15 protein-coding genes and 1 pseudogene are annotated in these 24382 nt (G+C 45.3%); 11 read left to right on the top strand and 5 right to left on the bottom strand.

Annotation, left to right across the window (positions count from 1 at the left end):
• The first annotated feature begins 423 nt into the window (after positions 1-423).
• The 4 genes and pseudogenes from AB3329_RS09170 to AB3329_RS09155 all read left to right on the top strand — a co-directional run bounded on the left by AB3329_RS09170 (position 424) and on the right by AB3329_RS09155 (position 5975).
• Positions 424-633, top strand: coding sequence for a DUF4176 domain-containing protein (locus tag AB3329_RS09170; RefSeq protein WP_368395710.1), 210 nt, complete (start codon positions 424-426; stop codon positions 631-633).
• A gap of 162 nt (positions 634-795) precedes the next feature.
• Positions 796-3243 (top strand): annotated as a pseudogene (gene essC, locus AB3329_RS09165) (type VII secretion protein EssC); the annotation flags it as partial.
• Positions 3244-3594: 351 nt separating this feature from the next.
• A complete protein-coding gene (locus AB3329_RS09160) occupies positions 3595-5100 on the top strand; it encodes a CHAP domain-containing protein (protein WP_368395708.1) in 1506 nt (501 codons plus the stop codon).
• A 212-nt stretch (positions 5101-5312) separates the two neighbouring features.
• Positions 5313-5975 carry an alpha/beta fold hydrolase gene (locus AB3329_RS09155; RefSeq protein WP_368395707.1) on the top strand — a complete coding sequence of 221 codons (663 nt, stop codon included), beginning with the start codon at positions 5313-5315 and terminating at the stop codon, positions 5973-5975.
• 547 nt (positions 5976-6522) lie between these two features.
• Here AB3329_RS09155 and dusB read toward each other — a convergent pair.
• The 5 genes from dusB to gshAB form a co-directional block, all read right to left on the bottom strand.
• Positions 6523-7497, bottom strand: a complete 975-nt coding sequence (dusB, locus tag AB3329_RS09150; RefSeq protein ID WP_368395706.1) for a tRNA dihydrouridine synthase DusB — start codon at positions 7495-7497, stop codon at positions 6523-6525.
• Positions 7484-8356 carry an Hsp33 family molecular chaperone HslO gene (gene hslO / locus AB3329_RS09145; protein ID WP_368395704.1) on the bottom strand — a complete coding sequence of 291 codons (873 nt, stop codon included), beginning with the start codon at positions 8354-8356 and terminating at the stop codon, positions 7484-7486. The genes dusB and hslO overlap by 14 nt, the downstream gene beginning before the upstream one ends.
• A 233-nt stretch (positions 8357-8589) precedes the next feature.
• Positions 8590-9864 (bottom strand): toxic anion resistance protein, encoded by a 1275-nt coding sequence (locus tag AB3329_RS09140; RefSeq protein ID WP_368395713.1) that lies wholly within the window; start codon positions 9862-9864, stop codon positions 8590-8592.
• Between the two features lie 59 nt (positions 9865-9923).
• The gene (locus AB3329_RS09135; RefSeq protein ID WP_368395703.1) at positions 9924-10748 is read right to left on the bottom strand and encodes a hypothetical protein; all 825 of its coding nucleotides are present in this window, start codon (positions 10746-10748) and stop codon (positions 9924-9926) included.
• Positions 10749-11202: 454 nt separating this feature from the next.
• Complete coding sequence (gshAB, locus tag AB3329_RS09130) at positions 11203-13467, bottom strand: bifunctional glutamate--cysteine ligase GshA/glutathione synthetase GshB (RefSeq protein WP_368395702.1); 2265 nt, start codon at positions 13465-13467, stop codon at positions 11203-11205.
• Positions 13468-13654: 187 nt separating this feature from the next.
• On the opposite strand from gshAB, the gene AB3329_RS09125 reads away from it, so the two are divergent.
• The 7 genes from AB3329_RS09125 (at position 13655) to AB3329_RS09095 (ending at position 24168) form a co-directional block, all read left to right on the top strand.
• Positions 13655-14947: an adenylosuccinate synthase gene (locus AB3329_RS09125; RefSeq protein ID WP_368395701.1), complete on the top strand. Its 1293-nt coding sequence runs from the start codon at positions 13655-13657 to the stop codon at positions 14945-14947.
• 247 nt (positions 14948-15194) lie between these two features.
• Complete coding sequence (locus AB3329_RS09120; protein WP_368395700.1) at positions 15195-17138, top strand: BglG family transcription antiterminator; 1944 nt, start codon at positions 15195-15197, stop codon at positions 17136-17138.
• 31 nt (positions 17139-17169) lie between these two features.
• On the top strand, positions 17170-17643 hold the full coding sequence (locus AB3329_RS09115; protein ID WP_368395699.1) for a PTS sugar transporter subunit IIA: 474 nt from the start codon (positions 17170-17172) through the stop codon (positions 17641-17643).
• 552 nt (positions 17644-18195) lie between these two features.
• Positions 18196-18495 (top strand): PTS sugar transporter subunit IIB, encoded by a 300-nt coding sequence (locus AB3329_RS09110; RefSeq protein ID WP_067064175.1) that lies wholly within the window; start codon positions 18196-18198, stop codon positions 18493-18495.
• Between the two features lie 586 nt (positions 18496-19081).
• A complete protein-coding gene (locus AB3329_RS09105) occupies positions 19082-20350 on the top strand; it encodes a PTS galactitol transporter subunit IIC (RefSeq protein WP_368395698.1) in 1269 nt (422 codons plus the stop codon).
• A 46-nt stretch (positions 20351-20396) separates the two neighbouring features.
• Positions 20397-21464: a zinc-binding dehydrogenase gene (locus tag AB3329_RS09100; RefSeq protein WP_368395697.1), complete on the top strand. Its 1068-nt coding sequence runs from the start codon at positions 20397-20399 to the stop codon at positions 21462-21464.
• A 340-nt stretch (positions 21465-21804) separates the two neighbouring features.
• Positions 21805-24168, top strand: a complete 2364-nt coding sequence (locus AB3329_RS09095) for a phosphoketolase family protein (RefSeq protein ID WP_368395695.1) — start codon at positions 21805-21807, stop codon at positions 24166-24168.
• Positions 24169-24382 lie beyond the last annotated feature (214 nt).

Genomic DNA, 24382 nt, shown 5'->3' with positions numbered 1-24382 from the left:
CATGACACAGACATCAAGTTTGGTAGAGCTAACGTCTAAACCGACAAAACATTTCATTTGGAAGGTCTCCTTTCAATTGGATTTGGAAGTTTTCTTGACTACTGTAAGGTTCCCCAGAAACACCTTGCACCAACAGCCTCGCATAAGAGAATTCTAGTCACTGGCTCAGCTGCCGCCTGTACCCTACTAGGTACAGAAGTGAGCTTAGTGGAAACAGCTAGTGTGTTGGAAGTAGGGACAAGGCTTGGGTAACAGACTTTAAAATGAAGTCTAAGCAACAAGGAGAGAAAGAAACAACCATGAGTCCATTCCATGACTCTATTGTTCTGGAAAACCTTGCAATAGTCAAGTTAACGTTATAACAATGATTAAAAACTTGGGATAGAAAAATCCCCATAAACTTATTTTACGAGGAGATGACTAATGCCAGATAGAGAACTACTACCGATAGGAACCGTTGTCAGAGTTAAGGACAATGCCCAAAGCTTGATGATCAGCACTCTTTTGCCCATTACAAACAAGAATGGGAAGGAAGGCTACTTTGATTTTGGAGCAGTCCCCCTTCCCTTGGGTGTTATCAGTCAAGAGCCGGCTTTTTTAACAGAGAAGATATTGAGGAAATCCTATTCTTAGGCTATATTGATGCCAGCTTCCAGCAGATTTCGACAAACTATGATGACCTTATAGAGCAGATTGACTACCCGAAATTTACGGTAGAAGAATACAATAAGTCTTAGAAAAGAGTCTTTAAAACAGTGATGTTTTGGCGCAACCGCGCCTTTTTTCTGTTTTACTCTTTATCTCAATAACCAGCGGCTGAGCTTAAAGGTACGGGAGCTGGCTTTGGGGGATGAACTCAGTATGGCTGGGCTCCTCATCAAGGTCTATGATGAAGAGCTGTGGGTGAGCGGGGCCTTTCAGGTTTCAGAGGCTCTGGCTGCAATGCCGCAGTCCCATTATGGTTTTTATGAGGGCTATCCGGACTACCACCGCTCGCCCCGCATCATCTACCGGAGCTCGGAAGATCCGGTGACCATCAATGCGCCGGAAAAGGAGCCTAAAAAGCCGGAAGACGGGCTTTTGCGCCTGATTCTGCCGCCTTTGGTTATGGTGTCGCTCTTGATTGTCATCTCTATCATTCAGCCTCGTGGGATCTATATCATCATCACCATGGCCATGTCCACGGTGACGGTGATTTTTGCCATAAGCAACTACTTTAAAAGGCGCCGGCAGTATAAGCGGGATAAGAAAGACCGGGTCGCCCACTATCAGCGCTACTTATCCGATAAGGCTGTGGAGCTGGAAGGCTTAGCCAGAAGCCAGCGTCAGGGCCAGTTCTATCACTATCCGGATCCGGTGACACTGGATAATCTGGCGGCTCAGTACCACCACCGGATTTATGAAAAGACCCTGCAGCAGTTCGATGCGCTGCACTACCGTCTGGGTCTGGGCGAGGTGGCGACCAGCTATCCGCTCAAGTACAGTCAGACGGAGCGGAGCGGTCAGACCGACCCTCTGGCGGCGCAGGGCTATCAGCTTTACCAGAAGAGCCGTAGGCTGTCGGATCTGCCCATTGTGGCTAATCTCATGCAGGGACCTGTGGGCTATACGGGTCCCAGAGCCTTAGTTTTGGAGCAGCTTCAGCTGATGGTGCGTCAGCTGGCCTTCTTTCATTCTTATCATGACCTGCAGTTTGTGGTGGTGCTTCCAGAAGAGGAGGTGTCCCAGTGGTCCTGGCTGCGCTGGCTGCCGCATGCTAAGCTCCAGGCGCTCAATGTTCGGGGGCTGGTTTACAACCAGCGGACCCGGGATCAGGTCTTAACCAGTCTCAACCAGATGTTAAAGGTGCGTCAGGCAAGGCAGCAGGAAGGGCAGAAGGAGCAGACGCTCTTTACGCCGCACTATGTGGTTTTGATGACGGATCGGACCCTAATCATGGATCATGTGATTATGGAATTCTTCACAGAGGACCCGACGGCTCTGGGCTGTTCCTTGGTCTTTGTGGAGGATGTGCTGTCCAGCCTGTCTGAGAATGTGCAGACCATCATCACCATCAAGGACCGCAACAAGGGGGAGCTGGTCTTGGAGGAAGGGGAGCTTCGGGCGGTGCCTTTTGCCTTGGACCATTTTCCGGCTGATTATGATAAGGAAGCCCTGTCCAGACGCTTGGCGCCTCTCAATCACCTGCAGAATCTGAAAAGCACGATTCCAGAGACGGTTTCCTTCTTGGAGCTTTATGGTGTGGAGACGGTCAGTGAGTTAGGGATTGCCGAACGCTGGGCTTTGCATGCGCCCCACCGGACCTTATCGGTTCCTTTAGGGCTGAGGGGTCAGGAGGATGTGGTGGCGCTGGATTTGCATGAGCAGGCGCACGGGCCGCACGGTTTGATTGCGGGGACTACAGGGTCAGGGAAGTCGGAGCTGATTCAGTCTTATATTTTAAGCTTAGCGGTCAGCTTTCACCCTTATGATGTGGGCTTTCTCTTGATTGACTATAAAGGAGGAGGGATGGCCCATCTCTTTAAGGACCTGCCTCATCTTTTAGGGACGATTACCAATCTGGACGGGGCTCAGTCCAGGCGGGCTTTGATTGCCATCGATGCGGAGCTGAAGCGGCGTCAGCGGCTCTTTTCTCAGTACGGGGTCAATCATATCAATGCTTATCAGAAGCTTTATAAGGAAGGGGAGGCTGCAGAGCCTCTGCCTCATTTGTTTCTCATCAGTGATGAGTTTGCGGAGCTGAAGGCCAACCAGTCGGACTTTATGGATGACTTGGTGTCGACGGCCCGTTTGGGGCGGTCTTTGGGGGTGCATTTGATTTTAGCGACCCAGAAACCGTCAGGGGTGGTCAACGATCAGATTTGGTCCAATGCGCGCTTTAAGATTGCTTTGAAGGTGGCCAACCGTCAGGATTCCACGGAGATGCTCAAGACGCCGGATGCGGCGGAGATTACCCAGACCGGCCGGGCTTACTTACAGGTGGGCAATAATGAAGTGTATGAGCTCTTTCAGTCAGCCTGGTCAGGTGCTGCCTATCAGCCGGAGAAGGCGGCTCAGGGGATAGTGGATCAGACGATTTATGCCATCAATGGCTTGGGCCAGTATGAGCTTTTAAACCATGACTTATCCGGTTTAGACGGCGCCCAGAGTATCGAGGAGGTGCCGACAGAGCTGGAGGCAGTGGTGGCTGAAATCGGTTCTGTAGCGGCTAGGGAACACATTGGTGAGCTGACCAAACCTTGGAGATGCTCAAGACGCCGGCAGATGTAAAAGCGGCCAATTAAAAATTGAAAATTGAAAAAAATTACAAATAACCTCTGTGAGCAAAAGTCCTTTTCTTTCTATATATTTTTGGTATAATGTGAAAGGAGAAGATGTACAGACAGATAAAAATAGTTTCTTAGGGCTATTTATAAGTTTTTTCTTAAAATGATTCTGATTATCAGCCGATAAAAAATGGTTCTCGGCTCATTTTTTTGGAGTTATTTTAAGGAAAAATCATTAGAAAAATGTTATAATGTCATATAGTAGCAATATAATAAGACATTTTTTCGAATAGATAGTTATAAGAAAAAATAATTTAAGGAGAATTTCATGTCTTACAAGAGAAAATTATTAGCATTACTGACTATTTCAGGCTTGATTTTATCAGAAGCATCGGGCTTAACCCAAGTATCCTCTATTATTGCAGATGATACACCGGCAGAAACCACGACGACAACCACGACTACGACAGAAGAGGAAACTGCTGAAGAAGAAGCTGCAACGGATCCTGATACAGATGCGGATGCTTCTGAAGACGATGCAGATGGGGCTGATACTGATACAGCGCCTTCCGCTGAGGAAGCTCCTGCAGCCGATACAACGGAAAGCACAACCACGACGACTACGACAGAGACAACAACCTCAGCAACGACTGCTGCAGAAAAGGAAACAGCTCCTAGTACAAACTCCGGAGTTGCTAAAACAGAAAAAAAATCAGGCAGTCAGCCTGGCTCAGATAAAGCTTCCGCAGCCGGAAACGAGGCGGCTGCCAATCCCTTGGGAGGCAATCCTTTATCCTCCTTTGGTCTGCCGTTTTTATCTGATGGCAGTGAGATTGCTGATGCTACAACCACTAATCGTGCATATGTAGAACACTGGACAGGCGATGATGCCTATACGCATAATTTGCTGTCGCACCGTTACGGGATTACCGCAGAGCAGCTGGACGGCTATCTGGCTTCGACGGGAGTCGCTTATGACAAGAACCGTATCAATGGTGAAAAGCTGCTGGAATGGGAAGAAGCCAGTGGACTGGATGTCCGCGCTATCGTTGCTATTGCTATGGCTGAAAGTTCGCTTGGCTCAGCAGGTGTTGCGGCTCTTCCTGGTTCAAATGTATTTGGCTATGGGGCTTTTGACAGTAATCCCGAGAATGCAGCTAACTACAATGATGATAAGGCTGTGCGTGAGCTGACTAAAGTCACAATTATTCAAAATAAAAACACAACATTTAAACGGCAGGATGATAAGGCTAAGAAACTCGCTTTAGGCCAGTTGGATACGGTTGCTGACGGCGGTGTTTACTTCACCGATACTTCCGGGACAGGGAAAAAACGTGCTGAAATCATGGAAGATCTAGACGAATGGATCGATAAACACGGCGGCACCCCTGAAATTCCAGCTGAACTGAGAAATATCTCCGGAGTGACTTATGCGGAAATTCCAGCTGGCTACAGTATTTCCGAAGCTGTTAATGCAGCTGGCTATATTGCTGCAAGCTATCCTTGGGGTCAATGTACTTGGTATGTCTTTAACCGTGCTGAGGAATTGGGATATCGGTTTGATGCCTATATGGGCAATGGAGGCGACTGGCAGCATAAGTCAGGCTATGTGACAACCCATCAGCCTGAAGTCGGTTATGCTGTTTCATTTGCGCCAGGTCAAGCCGGTGCTGACGGTACTTATGGCCATGTAGCTATTGTTGAAGAAGTTAAGGAAGATGGTTCAATCCTGATTTCTGAATCCAACGCTCTGGGTCTCGGAGTGATTTCCTACCGCACCTTCTCGGCTGCACAGGCGAAACAGCTGACCTATGTAGTTGGTCAGAAAAATTAATCTGCTCAATCAATTTGAAAATAGCAAAAAGACTGGCAATAAGCCAGTCTTTTTGCTAAGTAAGGAGACTACTATATATGATTAATGCAAAAAATAAAGTAGTAGAATTCCATGGAGACAATATCCATTATATTACGTTTGGTTCTGGTGAAAAATTTCTTCTTTTAATACCCGGTCTTGGTACAGAGTGAATAAAAGGGAAAGCTAAACAAATGGCCTTTTTTTATAGAAAATTCGCTAAAAATTATAAAGTACTGATATTTGATCACCCAAACACTATTGAAAGAAGCTATCAAATACAGGATATGGCCCAAGAGATTGCTTATTGTTTGAATAAATTAAATATACATAAAATTGATGCTGTAGGTGTTTCGCAAGGCGGTATGATAGCTCAGTCCCTAGCAATAAATTATCCAGATTTAATTGAACATCTTGTTTTGGTTGCAACAACTGCTAGAAATAATATGAAGCAAAATGATGTTATCAATAATTGGATAGCATTAGCTGATAAGGGAGATGTAAAAGCTTTATTATCAAATATGATTGATAATGTCTATTCAAAACAATATTTAAAAAAGCATAAGCTTATCCATGTTGCTCTAAAATATATGGTTAAGGTAAAAGATTTAGAGAGATTCAGTATTCTTGCAGAATCTTGTTTAACATTTGATGTCTATGAGCAATTAAGTGATATAAAATCAAAAACATTAGTCATTGGAGCAATGTTAGACAAGGTTATTCCAGTAGAATACTCAGATGAATTAGCGTCAAGAATTAATTGTAAAAAAATAATTTTTAAAAATTCAGGGCACGCTATTCATCAAGAAATTTCCGATTTTAATAAAATAATTTTAAGGTTCCTGCTCTCAACCTAAATAAACCAAAAAAGTTAAAACGAGAGGAAATGATGAGGCAAAATATTGCCCTCACTTTCTTATTTCTGTGGATGAACAAATATCTGATTAAGGAAGTTAATCCGTTCTAGCCGTTCTGACAGGGGTGCGCAGCCGAAATCATAGATTTCGGACTTACCGCCAGCCGTAAACGACTGAAGGCAGACAAAAATCCTAACCTCTCAAATCATTGCTTGTAGTATAAACAAGACGCAGTAGCCTAGCGGCATTTTAGTCGCTTTTTCAAAGCTTTAAAATGTCTGCTAGGCTTTGCGGGGGCGAGACATCGAACTTTACGGTCTGGGGTTCTGTCTCGCTCCCTAGTCGTCTTGGCAGAGGGGCGCCTACGAAATCAAAGATTTCTGGCTTACCGTCATTTTTGCTTTGCTCTTTTAACGGCCTTTGTATCTTGATGAACTGAACACGGGCTAAACGCTGCGGGAAAAAGATGTCCTGACTTAGAATCTGGCGATTCGTCAGTCAGTCCCCTATTTTCCTTTTGCGTTCTTCACGCCCTTTGTATCTTGTTTTAGATAGCGGCAAAAATTGTTTCGACTTCGGCTGCTGTTTTTGCTCGGGCGACCGCACCTCTGATTTTGGCTGCGCCGGCGGTGCCGCGTAAATAGTGAGGTGCTAAGCCGCGGAATTCGCGGACCGCAATTTCTTCGCCTTTGAGGTCGACCAAGCGTTTGAGATGGTCGCGGGCAATGGCGAGCATTTCTGTAAAAGGCAGATCCGGCAGAATGTCGCCGGTTTCGAAGTAATGATTGATTTGGGTGAAAATATAGGGATTGCTGCGGGCACCTCGGCCGATCATGACAGCATCAGCACCGACTTCTTCGATCATGAACTGTGCATCCTGAACGGAGCGGATATCACCGTTAGCAATAAAGGGGATGCGCTGAATGGCCTTAGCTACTTTTGCCAGTGTGTCATGGTCGCACTTGCCGGTGTACATCTGTTCACGTGTACGGCCATGCATGGCTAAAGCAGCAGCTCCTGCACTTTCGGCTGCCAAGGCATTTTCGACAGCCAAACTGGGATCGGCCCAGCCCGTCCGCATTTTAACAGTTAAGGGAATATCCAGAACGGATTTGACCGCTGTAACAACAGAATAAATCTTTTCTGGGTCTTTCAGCCACATAGCACCGGCTTCGTTTTTGACGACCTTATTAACCGGACAGCCCATGTTGATATCGACAAGGTCAGCTTTTGTATTTGTCTGAATGAAGTCAGCGGCCCTGGCCAAGCTCTCTCCGTCATTGCCAAAGAGCTGAATGGATACAGGGTGTTCACCTTCATCAATGTGCAGCATGTGCAGGGTTTTGGTGTTGTTATACTGGATTCCTTTATCAGAGACCATTTCCATAACAACCAGCCCCGCTCCAAATTCCTTAGCAATTGTCCGAAAAGCAGCATTAGTGACACCGGCCATAGGAGCCAGAACAGTGCGGCGGGGAATGGTTACCTGACCAATCTTAAATGAGGGCTTAAGCTTTATCATCAATCATCTCCTCTAAATCTTTTTCTGTAAATATATAATGCTGGCCGCAGAACTGACAGGTAATTTCAGCACCGCGGTCTTCCTGCAGCATTTGCTGTAGTTCTGTTGTGGCTAGAGCAGACAGTGCATTTTTGAACCGCTGCTGTGAACAGTCGCAGTTGAAGCGCAGCTCGGTTTCCGCCAAACGTTTATAGGCATCGTCTTCGTAAAGTGCAGCCAGCAGTGCCTCGATATGATTTTCTGAGGCCAGCAGGCTTGAAATCGCCGGCATGTTTTGAATCCGTTTTTCAAAGCGGGCAATATCCGCTTCTGGAGCGCTGGGCAGAGCCTGCAGCATAAACCCGCCTGCGACTTGGACCTGATCGTCTTGGTCCAGCAGGACATTGAGCCCAACCGCTGATGGGGTTTGCTCACTTTCTGTAAAATAATAGGCCAGATCTTCACCGATTTCTCCGGAAATCAGAGGCGTCGTTGATGTGTAGGGATTGCCTGTACCATAGTCGGTAATAACCACAAAATGACCTCTTCCCATTAAAGGGCCGACGATGACTTGGCCGTCTGCTGTTTTCTTGAGGTCAATTCCGGTATTTTGAATATAGCCTTTAACATTCCCTTTACTGTCTGCGACGGAAATAATATGGCCGAGCGAACCATCACCGATAATTTTCAGGGTGACCTGACTGTCGCCCTTTTGGTTGGCAGCCAGTATCTGATTGGCGATTAAGGCACGGCCTAAGGCGAGGGTGGAGCTGGCCAAAGTATGATGTTTTTGCTGGGCTGTCTGTACGGTCTCTGTACAGTCAAGGACATAGGCACGGAAAGCCCCGTTTTCTGAAATAGTTTTAATGATTTTATCCATAAGATTATTTTAACATAAAAGGTCCCAAAAGAAGCGGGAGTGAGACTGAAAAAAGACTGATTGTACTGTTAACTGACGAAAGCCTTTGCGGCAGGATTTATCTGAGGAAGGCTCTGTGATTTTATTTCTTGTCTGAAAAGGGGCTGAGAGCAAAAGCTCTGTTTTTTGTTCCAAGAAAAAACAAGCTTATTCCTATATGCGAAACAAGCTTGTTTTAAGAACTGGCTGCAATGCTAGTTTGTTTTTTCTTCGTCTGGGCTTTCAACGTCCTGCTGGGTTTCTTTTCCCTGATTGAGCAGGGCCTGGACGATTTTTTCGTCACGGAGTTTGACTGAATCATTGATGGTTTCAGCTGATTTGATAATAGCTGATTCCAGCTGTGCCCGCTGTTTGCGTCCGCTGTCAATGGCTGCGATAATGCCTTGGTTTTGTGCGACCAGACTTTCGGCCAGTGAAGTGACAGAGGCAATCGTGACGGTAGGGCTTTGGGCAGATTTTTCTAAAGCAGGAATGGCTTCTTTGCTGGTTTCAGCCAGCATTTGCAGAGCTGCATTATTGGCATTGACAATAGCATCGGCAGTAGCGCCTGACTGAACGGACTGCTGTAGCATGCCCAGCTGAGCAATGGAGAGTTTCATTGTCGGGATGGTGTTGCGGCGCAGCATGCCCAGTTTTTGCCGCATATCCGAGGAAACTTTAACCATATTGCGCATCTGCGGAGTTGTTGCCCAAGCGACATAGAGCCGGCTGACATATTCCGTATGCTGCTGCTCAAGAGTGTTGATGACTTCGGTCATCCGTGCCAGTTCATCTGTTTTTTCTTGGTATTCAGGGGTCGAGCTGTCCAGCTGAGCGATGTCATTTTGAAGTTTATCCGCCCGCTGGGCCGCTTCCTTTTGACCGGCTTCAATAAAGGCAATAACTCCGACCAGATTTTCAATAGATTTGGTGTTGTCTTCAATCAGCATTTCAGCAGAAACAATGTTTCTGGCCAGAGTTTCTTCTTGTTTGACAACATTAGCAGCCATGCTGTCCATTTTCTGTTCGATTGTTTTGGAGTCGAAGTAGAACTCCTGAAGTCCGGCCTTGCCCTGCTTGAAGAATTTTTGCAGAAAATTCGGCTTTTTCTCAAGCTCAGCCGGCTTGGCGTCTTTGTATTTGGCGATAAAACCATTCAGTTCGCGGTTGGTATTGCGCAGCAATTCATCAACTTGGGGGATTTCCAGCTTTTTCTGTTCAGCTAAGATATGGTTGACGGTAGTATTGACACCTTCTACGGCCGACTGGCCGAAATCCAGCAGAGCATTTTGGTCGCTGATAAAGTGGTCAACCAGTGCCGGTGTTTTTTCCGAAATGGCTTTTTGCTGTTCTTCCGTCAGTTTTTCGTAGAAAGAGAGGCTTCCAGCTGAGCTGGTATCGCCGGAAGTAATCAGTTCTGTTGTTTTATCGGTTTTGGCTACAGCATTATTGGCGATTGCATCAATATCAAAGTTAAATGTATCTGTCATCATAATCTCCTTTACTGCTTCTGTAAACTTTGGGCTTTTTGACTTAGAAGCCCGTTTTTTTAGAGGTCATCTGCTTTTTGTCCCATCATCCTGAGGCTGACATCAAAATCTTTAAGGTCGCTTTCATTGAGCTGGCGCAGTGTTTCATCCAAGTCCAAATCAAACTGTTCTAAAGCGGCCTTGGCCTGTTCCAAACGTTCTTCGGCATTATAATAATTTTTGGGTGTGGACTTGATTTTTAAATAGCCGTCCAGGATATCCTGAAACCGCTGCATATTGGCTTGATGAAGGGCTGTGAGTTCAGCCTTGTTGTCCGCTTCTTCAATTTTTTTAAGAATAGCTTGGTGGTCGGTCTGAATACTGTCATAAACTTTAATCAGCTCAGGAGCCTGATGAAATAAATCATTTTCTGCTTGGTCGACAGGCTCAGCTGCCGTGCTGACATGGAGTTTTTCCAGCTGCAGTTTAATATCGGTCTCAAAGGCTTCTGCTTTTTTCGTAACCCTCTTATAAATGGCGATATCCATATTATTCTTAAGACTGTCCGCTTCGGCTTTAATTTCTTCTAATTTTGGCAGAAGCTGCCGTCCGACAACACTGTACTGGGCGTATTCTTTGGCATCCAAATAACTGTCCAGAAGCTTAATCTGGCGGTCGGCCAAGCGAATGCTGTCTTTTAAATCCTGCAGGCGCCGAGAAATATTGGCTTTTTCCAGGCTGGATTTCCGGGTGGTCAAATAATAAATACCGCCGCCTGTACCTAACAAGAGCAAAACAGGCAGAAAGTGCTCTATGACAGTATTTAAGAGAAGCAGAATAAAAAGGATTCCGATAAGAAATGTAAATGAAAATTTTCTTCTTGGCGGACGGCCATAGTAAGGCATAAAGTACCAGCCCTTTCTTTTAGGTGAGTAATGACGGACAGCAGGATTCGGCTTGCAGAAGCTCAATTTCAGAAGGTTCCTAAAAAAGACTTCTGTCTACAGGTGTTTTCAGCGCTTGCTTTGTTATTATCTATTTTAGCGTAAACGGCGTCTGTCTGACAAGGATTTTCCGTAAAAAGCAGCAAATGCCAAACAGAGGGCAGATTTCCCAGCTTAAACCCAGAATAGGGAAGCATTTTGCTCAATGCAGGTTTTACAGAAAACTGTCAGCCCTGAAGCCTGTTTTTACAGTATTGACGCAGGTTTGACAATTACCTTTATTTTATCTAAAAAAAGTTTAAAAAACAATCCCTTCTGTCGGCCTGCCGCACCTAAAAAGCTTAGTTTTGGGAGGGGCAGTGTTTTAAAGAAGGGATTTACTTGATCTATATCTGTCAGGATCTGGGCTTCAGGTTTAAGGCTGTTTTGCTGCTTCTGGGAAGAGTTTGGCCAAAATTTTTGGTGTAATAGCCTGTCCCGGTCCTTCCTGACAGTAGGTGTGCATGTACATTGATGGATTGAAATTGAGTTCTATACAGGTGCAGTTAGGTTCTTCTGCGGTTGCTGGTTTTTCTTTATCTGGGATAATCAGATCAACACCGCAGACCCAGGCTCCCATTGCTTTAGCCATGTCGGCAGCCAGCGCCTTATAGGAGGGGTCCATGCTTTCGGTGCAGTCGATAGAGTCACCGCCGGTTGAGATATTGGAATTTCGGCGCAGATAGACGGTCAGCCCTTGGGGCAGGATATCATCAGGCTGATAGCCCTCCTGCTCCAGCATGAGCTTCTCAACCTCTCCCAGCTGGATTATTTCCAAAGGCGAACGGTGGTCTCTGCCTCTTAGCGGATTAGCGTTTTTACGGTCTATGAGCTGGCGGACTGTGTGTCTGCCGTCACCGGTAATATTGGCTGCAACGCGCAGCAGGACAGCTTCGCATTGGCCGTCTAGAATAAAGAAGCGGTACTCTGTTCCCTCAATATAGTCCTCAACAAGCACAGCGCTGTCTTCTGCCAGAGCAATATCCAGCGCTTTTTCATAGGCTTCTAAGCTGAGGCTTTCTTTAAAAATGGAGATTCCCAGTCCGAAATTAGTGGATTTCGGCTTGACCACAATCGGTTTCTGCTTAATCCGGCTGTAGTAGCGCAGGGCCGCTTCTTCGTCAGAGAATTCGGCACCGCCCGGAACTGGGAAGCCGGCTTCCTGCAGAATTTTTTTCGTAACGGTCTTGTTGGCCATGGCCAGAGGAACGACATAATTATCTTTGGCTGTCATATTGCCGTTTTTGACATATTCATAATGGCTGCCGTGCCAGAGCTTGAGAAACTGATCTGTTTCATCGAGAATTTCAAAATGGATTCCCTGCTGAATGGCATCAAAAAGCAGCATCTGAGTGGAGAGTTCCATATTCTCATAACCTTTGAGTGCATAGTGTGCTTCCCAGGCATAGGCATGGTGTTCCTGTCCTTTGGTCCGGCCAAATGCAGCCAGTGAATCCTGGGTGATTTCCTGATGGAGGCGTCCGGCCAGAGTCAAAGCCGGATTATCAGCCTGTCTGCGGATCTCCTCCAGCAGCTCCTGATAATAGGAAGGCAGCTGGAAATGAGTGATGACAGCCTGCATAGCGGTCAAAACGCCATCCAGCGGTGCATCTTCTGGAAGTTTCTCCAAAGGATGGCTGAGAGCTAGGCGGTTATTCAGGTCCTTAGCCTGTGCCAGTTCCTTGTCAACCTGCTCCGGACTGTCCAGCCAGAGCAAGGCCAAACTGAACAGATGGACAGTATCCAGAGTTTTCTGGTCAATACCAATGGGAGTGTAGGGGTTGAGGTCAAAACAGCGGAATTCTAAATAGGTCACCCCTTGTGTCAGGTAGTCCCGGTTATGCTTGCTGCCGCGCAGGCGGACAGGAGAGTAAAACTCTTTCTCAGCAATCAGCCTGCCGTCTGCGACACAGCTCTCGATATCCTCAATATAGTCTTGGAGGCTGTCATAGGATACGCTGATATTTTCATGATTAACATAGCCTAAATGGCTGTTGCGGATAGAGCGGACGGGGCCGGATTGTTTTTCTTTGAGAAAACCGGGCTCAGCTATTGGACTCGCCCCGTAAAGGTAAGTCAGGAGCCACTGGTAACGCAGGAAGTTCTGTGCCAGTTTCAGATGGAGAGCATTCCTAAAGGCGGTCAGCGAATTATAACCGCTCACCGTGTAAAGCTGTTCTATTAAGTCTCTGCCCAACTCCATATTATAGTGAATTCCGGACATGGATTGAAGGATTTTGCCGTAAACGTCACCCAGATATTTTCTGTAACGGTATTCGAAGGCGTCACTTAAATGTGCAATTTCAATTTCTTCTTCACGGAGTTCAGGCGGCATTGACAAGGGCCAAAGATACTCGGTGGGCTCTAATGAGCGCTGTGCAACATCCGTAATGGCATTTAAAAATCGAAGAGCCTCCTTGGTTGAAGAGGCGACTGGTGTGATGAGCTCCATCTGAGGTTCGCTGTAGTCCGTCTGAATATATGGGTGAAAATCCCGGCTGCCCAAACATTCAGGATGGGGAGTCTGTGCCAGTCTGTGATCAGCATTGATACGGAGACTCTCTCTTTCCAAGCCGAAGGTCGCCTGAAGGACAGGAAGACTCCGGGGGCTGTCTTGCAAAATATGGTTGATTCTTGCCATAGTTCTCTCCTTGCTATCAGTATATCTTTAGTTTACAAGATTCTTTTGGAAAACGCAGTGTTTTGCTATGATATATTGAAAAAAAATCAGAAATCTCCTATAATGAATTGTAAGGCAAATCTGCAGGTGCGATTCCTGCCATGCTGTCAAGAAAGGATAAAGGCCTGGACAGGCCTGTGACAAAGGTATGACATCAGTAGTAGTTGTTGGAACCCAGTGGGGGGATGAAGGCAAGGGGAAGATTACGGATTTTTTATCGGCCGATGCAGAAGTCATTGCACGCTATCAGGGAGGCGATAATGCCGGCCACACTATTGTGATTGATGGCAAAACATTTAAACTCCATCTGATTCCTTCAGGAATCTTTTTTCCGGAAAAAATCTCGGTTATCGGCAATGGTGTCGTTATCAACCCAAAGTCTTTGGTTGAGGAGTTGGATTATCTGCATCAGCAGGGTGTCGCAACAGAGAGCCTGCGCATCTCGGACAGAGCCCATGTGATTCTTCCTTATCATATCAAGCTTGATCAATTGCAGGAAGAAGCCAAAGGAGATAATAAAATCGGCACAACCAATAAGGGAATAGGACCGGCCTATATGGATAAGGCAGCGCGTGTCGGTATCAGGGTTGCCGATCTCTTGGACAAAGCTATTTTTGCTGAACGCCTGCAGGCTAATCTCGCTGAAAAAAACCGCCTTTTTCAAAAAATGTATGACTGCAGTGAGATGGCTTTTGCCGATATTTTTGAAGAATACTACGCCTACGGGCAGAAAATAAAACAGTATGTGACCGATACATCTGTGATTCTCAATGATGCTCTTGATAGGGGCAAGCGGGTCTTATTTGAAGGGGCTCAAGGGGTGATGCTGGATATTGATCAGGGGACCTATCCTTTTGTGACCTCATCCAATCCGGTCGCCGGAGGGGTAACCATCGGCTCAGGTGTCGGCCCAAGTAAAATCAATAAAGTTGTCGGTGTCTGCAAGGCTTATACCAGCCGGGTCGGTGATGGTCCTTTTCCTACTGAACTGTTTGATGAAATCGGTGGGCGAATCCGTGATATCGGCCATGAGTACGGTACGACAACAGGACGGCCCCGTCGGGTCGGCTGGTTTGATTCTGTTGTCATGCGGCACAGCCGCCGGGTTTCCGGAATTACTAACCTGTCTTTAAACTGTATTGATGTGCTGTCGGGGCTGGATACTGTTAAAATCTGTGTAGCCTATGAATTAGACGGCCAGCGGATTAGCCACTATCCGGCCAGTCTGGAACAGCTCAAGCGCTGCCGGCCTATTTATGAGGAGCTGCCGGGCTGGCAGGAGGATATCACTCATGTTCGCAGCTTGGAAGAACTGCCGGAAAATGCCCGGCACTACGTGCGCCGTATCAGTGAGTTGGTTGGTGTGCGGATTTCAACCTTTTCAGTCGGACCGGGCCGCGAACAAACCAATATTTTGGAGAGTGTCTGGGCTAACAGCTGACCTGCTGCTTTATAAATAAAATAAGAAGACTTGAATCTGAAGCGCACTTCTGAAGCTGAACTTTATGTTCAGCTTCAGAAGTGTTTTTTTGTTGTCAGCCCTTTATTTGACAGCTATTAAGCCTATCAGATCTAAGCACTTATATCAACTCTGGCAGCGCTTCCACATTAATGAAGAAGTATATTGGCTTTGTTTTATGCAGGTAAACCTTTATAATGAAACATAATTAAGGAAAGGGGGTGATGATGTGAATTACAGACAGGTAAGCATTTTGAGGGATTTGCTGCTGACAGAAAACTTTATCACCGGTAAAACTCTGGCCGATAAATATTCTGTCTCAACTAAAACCATTTATTCAGACTTATCTTTTTTAAACAATGAGATAGAAGAACTGTCTAATAAAATTGAAAAAATTCCTCGGAGGGGGATACGCTTGGCTGTTGATGCTAATGAAAAGAAGCATCTTGCGGATTTATTAAACCATTTCCATTTCCACGCGGAAGAAATTAACGATATATCCAGAGAATATCTGCTGCTGAAGTCCCTTTTCTTTGATGAAAAAGAAGTCGACATCATTGACTGGTCCGTTCAGTACTTTGTCAGCGAAACCTCAGTCAGAAGAGATATTGATAAATTGGAAAATAAATTTGCTGATTATCGTATCCGCATGGAGCGCCACAACGGCAAATATCATATTGTCGGACAAGAGCAGGAGATTCGGACTTTTCTGAGGAACTATCTGATAACAGAATTCCATTTGGACCTGCCTAGCATAACCCAAACTAAACGGTTCACCTATTTCTTCTCAAAAGAGGAGATTGAGCGTGTGATATCCATTGTCAGCCATTATGCTGAAATTTATCATTTTACTCTGAGTGAGCAGTACAGCATTTATTTGATTGTTGATTTATTGATTGCCAAAATGCGTTATGTCAACGGTCATACATTTGTTTCCGACGGCAGTATGCATTTTGTTGATAAGCTTTCTTATTATGAGGTCTATACTTTTGCCTGTGATTTATTTAGGGAGTATGTTTGCTTTAAAGGTGATTCAATGCCGCTGTTAGAGATTATCAATCTGTCCTATACCTTATTGTCTGTCGGTTATGAAACCAATGATTTGATTGTAGGAGACCAGATTAACAGTATTATCAGCAATCTGATCGATCGTGTCAGCCGGCTTCTCAGTATAGATTTAAGAAAAGACCGTCATTTGTTTAAGATGCTGATCAGCCATGTTCAGCCGATGATTTTCCGTCTGAAAAATAAGATTATTGTCAGCAGTGATATCACAGAAGAAATCAAAAAGAAGTACAGTGTTCTCTACAATATTGTCTGGCTGTCTTGCCGGGAACTTTCAGATACATTTTCCATTGATATTACTGATGGCGAAATGGCGTTTTTAACAGTACACTTTGAAATTGCCATTGAAAAATTGGCTAAACCTTTGCTGATCTATCTTGTCTGCCCTCAGGGTCTGGCAACAACTGAGCTGAATATACGGTCGCTGTCGCATATCATATCCAATTTTGATCATCTGGTCAAAATTGATGCCAGTGAACTGACTCAGGCTAAAATCGAGCAGGCCGATATGATTATCAGCTCTATTTCACTGTCAGATACGGATGTGGATGCTTCTAAAATTATTTTTATCAGTCCTATACTGACCGATGCAGATTTAGAAAATTTGCAAAGCCGCTATTTACAGCTCCAAAAGGGGAATAGACGGGTTTTATCTGTTATAGAAAGCAAGGAAGCTTACACAAAGTCTTTGATTCATCAGCTGATTGGCGGCAATATTTTTTTAAATGTGGATAAGGGGACTGTTAATGACTGTATTGATTTCCTTGTTGCCAAGTCAGCCGCTCAAAATCGTGAGAATCCGTCCTACCGCCAGTCTATCCGGATTCGCGAAGATTTGGGGAGCACCAGTGTCTACACCGGTATAGCGCTCCCGCATGCTCTGCCGGTTGCTGTGAGTGAGTCGCAGTTAGTGATTATGACTTTGAAGAAACCGATTCGCTGGGGCAGCAACATGGTTAAAGTCATTATGCTGATTTCCATGTCTCAGGAAGATGAATTTTTTTATAAGGATGCTCTTATCAGCCTTTATTCGAAAATTGACAGTTCAGACTATATTGATCAATTATGGCATTCGACGACTGTTTCTGATTTTATGAAACGATTGTGATTTAAGGAAGCTAATGGAAGGGAGGAACCGTATGACTGAAAAAATGAAACTTCAGGATTATATCACACCGAAGCTAATCTTTGTCAATGAACATTTTGACTCAAAGAGCGCTCTGTTTCAGAAAATTTATCAAGAATCTCTCGATTCGGGCTACGTCCATAAAAGCTTTCTTGAAAAAATCATAGAACGCGAAGAAAATTTTCCAACAGGCCTGCAGTTAGAAGCAATGGGTGTCGCTATCCCGCATACTGACGCTGAGTGCATCAAAAAAGAGTTTGTTGCTATTGTCACAACTGAACCGGTTACTTTTGTCAGTATGGAAGATTTTAATCAGTCAGTAGCTGCTGAAATAGCTTTTGTCTTAGGCCTGAAAGAGCCTCATGCCCAGCTTGAAATGCTTCAGTCGCTGATGGGGCTGCTGCAGAACTCAAAAGTATTGACACAAATGAGAGAAGCAGGTTCTGCAGATGACATCATAACGATTGTAAAAACTAATAATATTTAAACGGGAAACGGGCAAAGCTCTTTGCAAAAAAGAATGGACAAGCTGAATTCTGATTTTAATCATTGTCTGGCTGTAGCTGTCTGAAGGCTTTGTCGCCTTAACAGTCGACCGCACCTTTCTAGTCGTTCTGGCAGAGGTGCGCCTGAGAAATCACAGATTTCTGGCTTACCGTCAGCCGTAAACGTCTGAAAGCTTTGCAGTCTTTACAGCCTGCCGCACCTTTCTAGTCGTCTTGGCAGAGGTGCGCCTACGAAATCACAGATTTCTGGCTTACCGTCAGCCGTAAACGTCTGAAAGCTTTGTCGTCTTTACAGCCTGCCGCACCTTTCTAGTCGTTCTGGCAGGGGTGCGCCTACGAAATCACAGATTTCGGACTTACCGTCATTTTTGCTTTGCTCTTTTAACGGGCTTTGTATCTTGTTGAATTGAACACGGGCTAAACGCTGCAGGAAAAAGATGTCCTGACTTAGAATCTAGCGATTCGTCAGTCAGTCCCCTATTTTCCTTTTGCGTTTTATACGCCCTTTGTATCTTGTTGAGAGGAGATTAATTATGTCAAAAGTTAGAGTACTGGTAGCCTGCGGGGCAGGTATAGCAACTTCTACAGTTGTTATGAAAAAAATCGAAGATTTATTTGCCCGCAATCACATTGATGCACAAATTACACAGATTAAAATAGCAGAGGCTGTTTCTAAGCAGGATTCAAATGATATGCTGATTACAACAACGATGCTGCCTACAGAGTATAAGATACCGGCAATAAAAGCAATGGCATTCTTAACTGGAATTGGACAGGACAAGGTTGAAGCTCAAATTTTAGAAGAAGCCGCTAAAATACAGGCTCGCCAGTGAGAAAACGTTTTGTTGAATTGAACACGCCCTAAAATCCTAGTGAAAAAGAAATGCGCCATCAGGTGCTGACTTCTCATTTAGCTAGCCGTAAACGTCTGAAGGCTTTGCAGTCTTTACAGCCTGCCGCACCCTTCTAGTCGTTCTGGCAGAGGTGCGTCTGCGAAATCGAAGATTTCGGACTTACCGTCATTTTCATGCGGATTTCTTAACGGGCTTTGTATCTTGTTGAATTGAACACGCCCTAAAATCCTAGTGAAAAAGATGGCTGTCATCGTGATGCAAGCGTCACTTGCCATCCCCTATTTTCATACGGATTTTTAAACGGGCTTTGTATCTTGTTGAATTGAACACGGCCTAAGCTCTTTGCAAAAAAGATAGCCCTCCCTCGAGTCTTTAGTGACTCATCGGTCAGGCTCCTATTTTTGCTGTGAGCTTTAAACGGCCTTTGTATCTTGTGTAATTGAACACGGGCTAAGAGCTGTGCAAAAAAGATAAAATCTCCTAGAGTCTCAGCGACTCTTCGTCAATTTTCCTATTTTTGCTTTGCTCTTTACACGCCCTTTGTATCTTATAGAAGGAGTGGGTTATGGATACGTTAACAACTGTTGTTCAAGGTATTTTGAATATGGGATCAAGCGTAGTGCTTCCGATAATCATCTTTACCTTAGCTGTTATTTTTCGGGTACCTATCCGGAATGCTATCACGTCAGGTTTAACTGTAGGAATTGGGATGTTGGGGATCAGTCTGGTATTAGGTCTTTTATCGGATAATGTCGGTCCTGCAGCTCAGGCTATGGTTGAGAGATTTGGTTTGGAGCTGACAATTGTAGATGCAGGCTGGCCGGCTGTTGCGGCAGCGACATGGGCCCAGCCGATTGCAGCAGTCATGATACCGGTTATCTTAGCAGTGAATCTTATTATGCTGGCTTTTAACTGGACCAAAACACTTAATATTGATATCTGGAATTATTGGCATATGAGTGCGGCAGCTGCGACCGGTTATATTGTAACCAGAAGTTTTTTCTGGGGGATTGTCTGCGGTATCGGCTATACTGTCATTGTCCAGCTTGTTGCTGATAAAACAGCTCCTTATGTTCAGGAGTATTATGGGCTTGAAGGGGTTTCGATAACAACTGGCTCAGCTCAGGGCTATGCGCTTCTTGGGATACCGATTGCTTGGGCAGTAAGCAAGATTCCTGGTATTGGAAAACTGGATGTTGAACCTGAGACGATTCAAAAACGTTTTGGTATTTTTGGAGAACCGATGATTATGGGGATTATTATCGGCGGTGCCATGGCTATTTTAGGAGGCTATGATATCACAAGAATTCTGCAGACAGCCATGGCTATGGGAGCAGTCATGTTTATTCTGCCCCGTATGGTCAAGATTCTGATGGAAGGCCTTATTCCGATTCAGGAAGCCGCTCAGGCTACACTTCAAAAGCGTTATGCCAATCGTGAAATTTTCTTAGGAATGGATGCGGCACTGGCAACCGGCTCTCCCGCTGCACTGTCAACGGGACTCCTGATGGTTCCTATCACTCTTTTGATTGCTGTTTTGCTTCCGGGGAACCGCGTCCTGCCTTTTGCTGACTTAGCGACTATTCCCTTTTTCGCTGCTCTGGTTGTGCCTACGCGAAAAGGGAACATTCTGCACTCTGTTATTGCTTTGACAGTTGTGATTACTTTTGCTCTGTGGATGGCCACAGATTATGCGCCTGTACTGACCAAAATGGCAGAAGGTGTCATTAAATTTCCTAAGGGGGCTTCGCAAATTTCCAATTTTGATACAGGCGGCAACCTATTGAACTGGATTTTCCTGAAGCTGTCAGAATTGGTTAACTCCGTTTTTTAAAAGGCATTCTGATAATCTTAAAATGATGGTTATGGAGGAGATGGAAATGAGTATTCCTAAAAAAATGAAGGCTGTTTTAAAATCAGCACCCGGCTTTGATCATATGTCCTTGGAAGAGATTGATGTTCCTGAAGTAAAAGGGGATCGTGTGTTGATGAAAGTAGCCTATACAGGTATCTGCGGGACAGACATTCACACCTATAAAGGAGAATATAAAAATGCTGTTACACCTTTGGTTTTAGGGCATGAATTCTCAGGGCAGGTGGTAGCTGTCGGAGAAAGGGTTACAAAAGTCAAAGTAGGAGACCGTGTAACCAGTGAGACAACCTTTGATACCTGCGGAACCTGTACTTACTGTAAAGAGAAAAAGTATAACTTGTGTGAAAAGCGGTCGGGAATTGGGACAAAAGCCTTTGGAAGTATGGCTAATTATGTTTTGACACGGGAGGAGAGTGTCCATATCCTTCCGGATAATGTCAGCTACAAACTGGCTGCTATGTCTGAACCGTTGGCTTCCTGTGTGCATGCTATGTATCAGCTGACACCGCTTGATTTTCACGATACTATCCTGATTATCGGTCCTGGGCCAATGGGGCTGCTGTCTCTGCAGATTGCAAAAGAAATCGGCGCCTTTACGATTGTCTCAGGGGTGACTAAAGATGCAGACAGGCTGCAGATTGCAAAAGAACTGGGAGCAGATATTGTTGTTAATACACAGGAAGAAGACTTGGCGCAAATTATAAGAGAGGTAACTGATGGCGTGGGTGTGGATAAGGTTTATGACTGTTCCGGTGCTATTCCGGCAGTTAACGCAGCTCTCCCTCTGATTCGTAAGGGAGGGGTTCTGCAGCAAGTCGGGCTGTTTGCTAAAGACTTGAATGAGCTGGATGAAAGAACCATTATTCAGCATGAAATTCTTTATCAGGGATCGCGCTCACAGAATCCGTATGACTGGCCGATAGCCATTCATTTGGAAGGTAAAGGGGCTATCGATGAAGAAAAAATGGTGACTGCTGTTTTTGATTTGGAACATTGGCGGGATGCTTTTGAAGCAATGATGGCCGGTAAAGAACTGAAAGTTTTGATTGCCTCCAATCCCGGAGAGTTAGACTGACTGAAAAAAGAAAGAACAGGCCTGCTGCTGGTCTGTTCACAGGAAACTTCTCTGTCTAACCTAACCGGTCCTTTCTTAAAAACTTGTATGAGGCAGACTGATGCTGACTTTCAGCGTAAAATTAGTCTTTGAGTAAAAAAGGCCTCAAAGTCTGACAGTATACCGGTTTAAACATAAAATGCAAAAGCTGTCTGATCGCCTTTCTTGTCTAGGCAAAGGAAGGGACGGTTCAGACGACTGTATGGGGTGGGACGAACAATGGATTCCCCGCATCTGCCAATTCTCGTCCTGCCCCTTTCTTTAAAAGAGCTATGCTCAAAAAATCACAAGGAGAAAACTTATGACCTATGAATCAGAAGATTACTTAAAAAAGGTTGACGCTTGGTGGCGCGCAGCTAACTATCTTTCGGCCGCACAAATGTACCTCAAGGACAATTCTCTTTTAAAAAGAGACCTCGTCAAAGATGACCTTAAGGCTCACCCAATTGGACACTGGGGGACCGTTCCGGGGCAAAATTTTATCTATGCCCATCTTAACCGTGTCATTAATAAATATGACTTGGACATGTTCTATATCGAGGGCCCCGGCCATGGAGGCCAGGTGATGGTTGCAAATGCCTATTTAGACGGCCGTTATACGGAATTAAATCCTGAAATTCCCCAAAATGAAGCTGGTTTCACCAAACTGTGCAAAATATTCTCTTTCCCTGGAGGAATCGCTTCACATGCAGCTCCTGAAACTCCGGGCTCCATTCATGAAGGCGGAGAATTAGGCTACGCGCTGTCACATGCAGCTGGTGCAGTATTAGACAATCCTCATGTTATTGCAGCAACTGTTATTGGAGATGGTGAGGCTGAGACAGGTCCTTTGATGGCAGGCTGGCTGTCGAACACCTTCATCAATCCTGTTAATGATGGGGCAGTTTTACCGATTTTGTATCTCAATGGCGGAAAAATCCACAATCCGACTATTTTTGCCCGCCGTACGGATGAAGAACTGCAGCAATTCTTCCAAGGACTGGGCTGGGATCCTATTTTTGTAGATGTTAAGACTCCCGATTTGGCTGCTCATCAGCTGATGGCAGAAAAACTGGATCAGGCTGTTGAAAAGATTAAATCCATTCAGGCAGCAGCCCGTCAGCGTCCGGCTGAGCAGGCCAGCATGCCCCAATGGCCGGTTCTTGTTGCGCGTATTCCTAAGGGCTGGACAGGTCCTAAAGAATGGCAGGGCGCACCTATTGAAGGCGGTTTTCGTGCCCATCAGGTTCCGATTCCTGTCGATGCTGCGCATATGGAACAAGCAGATGCTCTGATAAAGTGGCTAAAATCTTACCGGCCGGAAGAGCTGTTTGATGAGGCTGGCCGATTGGTTCCTGATGTTGCTGCTATTTCTCCTAAGGGGGACCGGCGTATGTCTGCTAATCCGATTACTAATGCCGGTGTCCTTAAGCCGATAGACACTGCCGACTGGAAAAAATTTGCTGTAGACACTGCAAAACCAGGCGCTGTCCTTGCTCAAGATATGATAGAATTCGGGAAGTATGCTGCCGACTTAGTGGAAGTCAACCCAAATCATTTTCGTATTTTTGGCCCGGACGAATCAAAATCCAATCGGCTAAATGAAGTATTTACTAAAACAGATCGGCAGTGGCTGGCTCGCAGGGACGAGACTTATGATGAATGGCTCAGTCCGGTCGGGCGCGTGATTGACTCCCAGCTGTCTGAGCATCAGGCTGAGGGACTGCTGGAAGGCTATGTTTTAACGGGACGTCACGGTTTCTTTGCTTCTTATGAGTCCTTTTTGCGCGTGGTTGACACGATGATTACTCAGCACTTTAAATGGCTGCGCAAATCAAAAACACATACGAAGTGGCGCAAGAATTATCCGTCTTTAAATTTAATCTCTACTTCTACTGTTTTTCAGCAGGATCATAATGGCTATACCCACCAAGATCCAGGCATTCTGACTCATCTATCTGAAAAGACACCGGAGTTTATTCGAGAATACCTGCCGGCAGATACCAATTCTTTGCTGGCTGTAATGAATAAGGCGCTGCAGTCAGAGGATAAAATTAATTTAGTGGTGACATCAAAACATCCCCGTCCTCAATTTTATTCTGTCAAGGAAGCAGAAGAACTGGCTGAACAAGGCTATAAGGTTATTGACTGGGCATCGACTGATAAGGGGCAGGAGCCGGATGTGGTCTTTGCTGCTGCTGGAACAGAACCGAACTTGGAGGCCTTGGCTGCTATTACTATTTTGCATCAGGCTTTCCCAAATCTGAAAATTCGCTTTGTCAATGTTGTTGATATACTTAAGCTCCGCCATCCTGATATTGATTCACGAGGTTTAAGCGATGCTGCGTTTGATGCCGTCTTTACAAAAGATAAACCTGTTATTTTCGCTTTTCATGCCTATGAGGGAATGATTCGGGATATCTTCTTCAGTCGTCGCAACCACAATCTTCATGTTCATGGCTACCGAGAAAACGGAGATATTACCACACCTTTTGATATGCGTGTCCTGTCTGAGTTGGACCGCTTCCATCTGGCGCAGGATGCTGCTGTGACCGTTTTGGGAGATAGGGCAGCTGATTTTGCTAAAATGATGGATGACAAAATCGCTTACCATACACAGTATATTCGGGAGCATGGCGACGATATTCCGGAGGTTAAAGGCTGGCAGTGGGAAAGCTTAGACTGATCCTATCTGTCTGAGAACAGATGCAGTAACCGTTTAAAAAGAACTTCTTAAGACCGGGCTGAAAAAGTCCCGGTTTTTCTTATTCAAAAAACTTTAATAGCGCTATTGTTTTATTTGTCAATTTTCCAAAGACAGGACCATGAATTTTTCCCTGAAAGAAATCCATGGTCCTGTCTTTTTTGTTATCCCTATTTGCAAAGACCGCTGCTGTGTT

Source organism: Streptococcus huangxiaojuni (assembly GCF_040930515.1).
Classification (GTDB): Bacteria; Bacillota; Bacilli; order Lactobacillales; family Streptococcaceae; genus Streptococcus; species Streptococcus huangxiaojuni.
The sequence above is the reverse complement of the archived record's forward strand: the minus strand, read 5'-3'. Positions and strand labels throughout refer to the sequence as shown.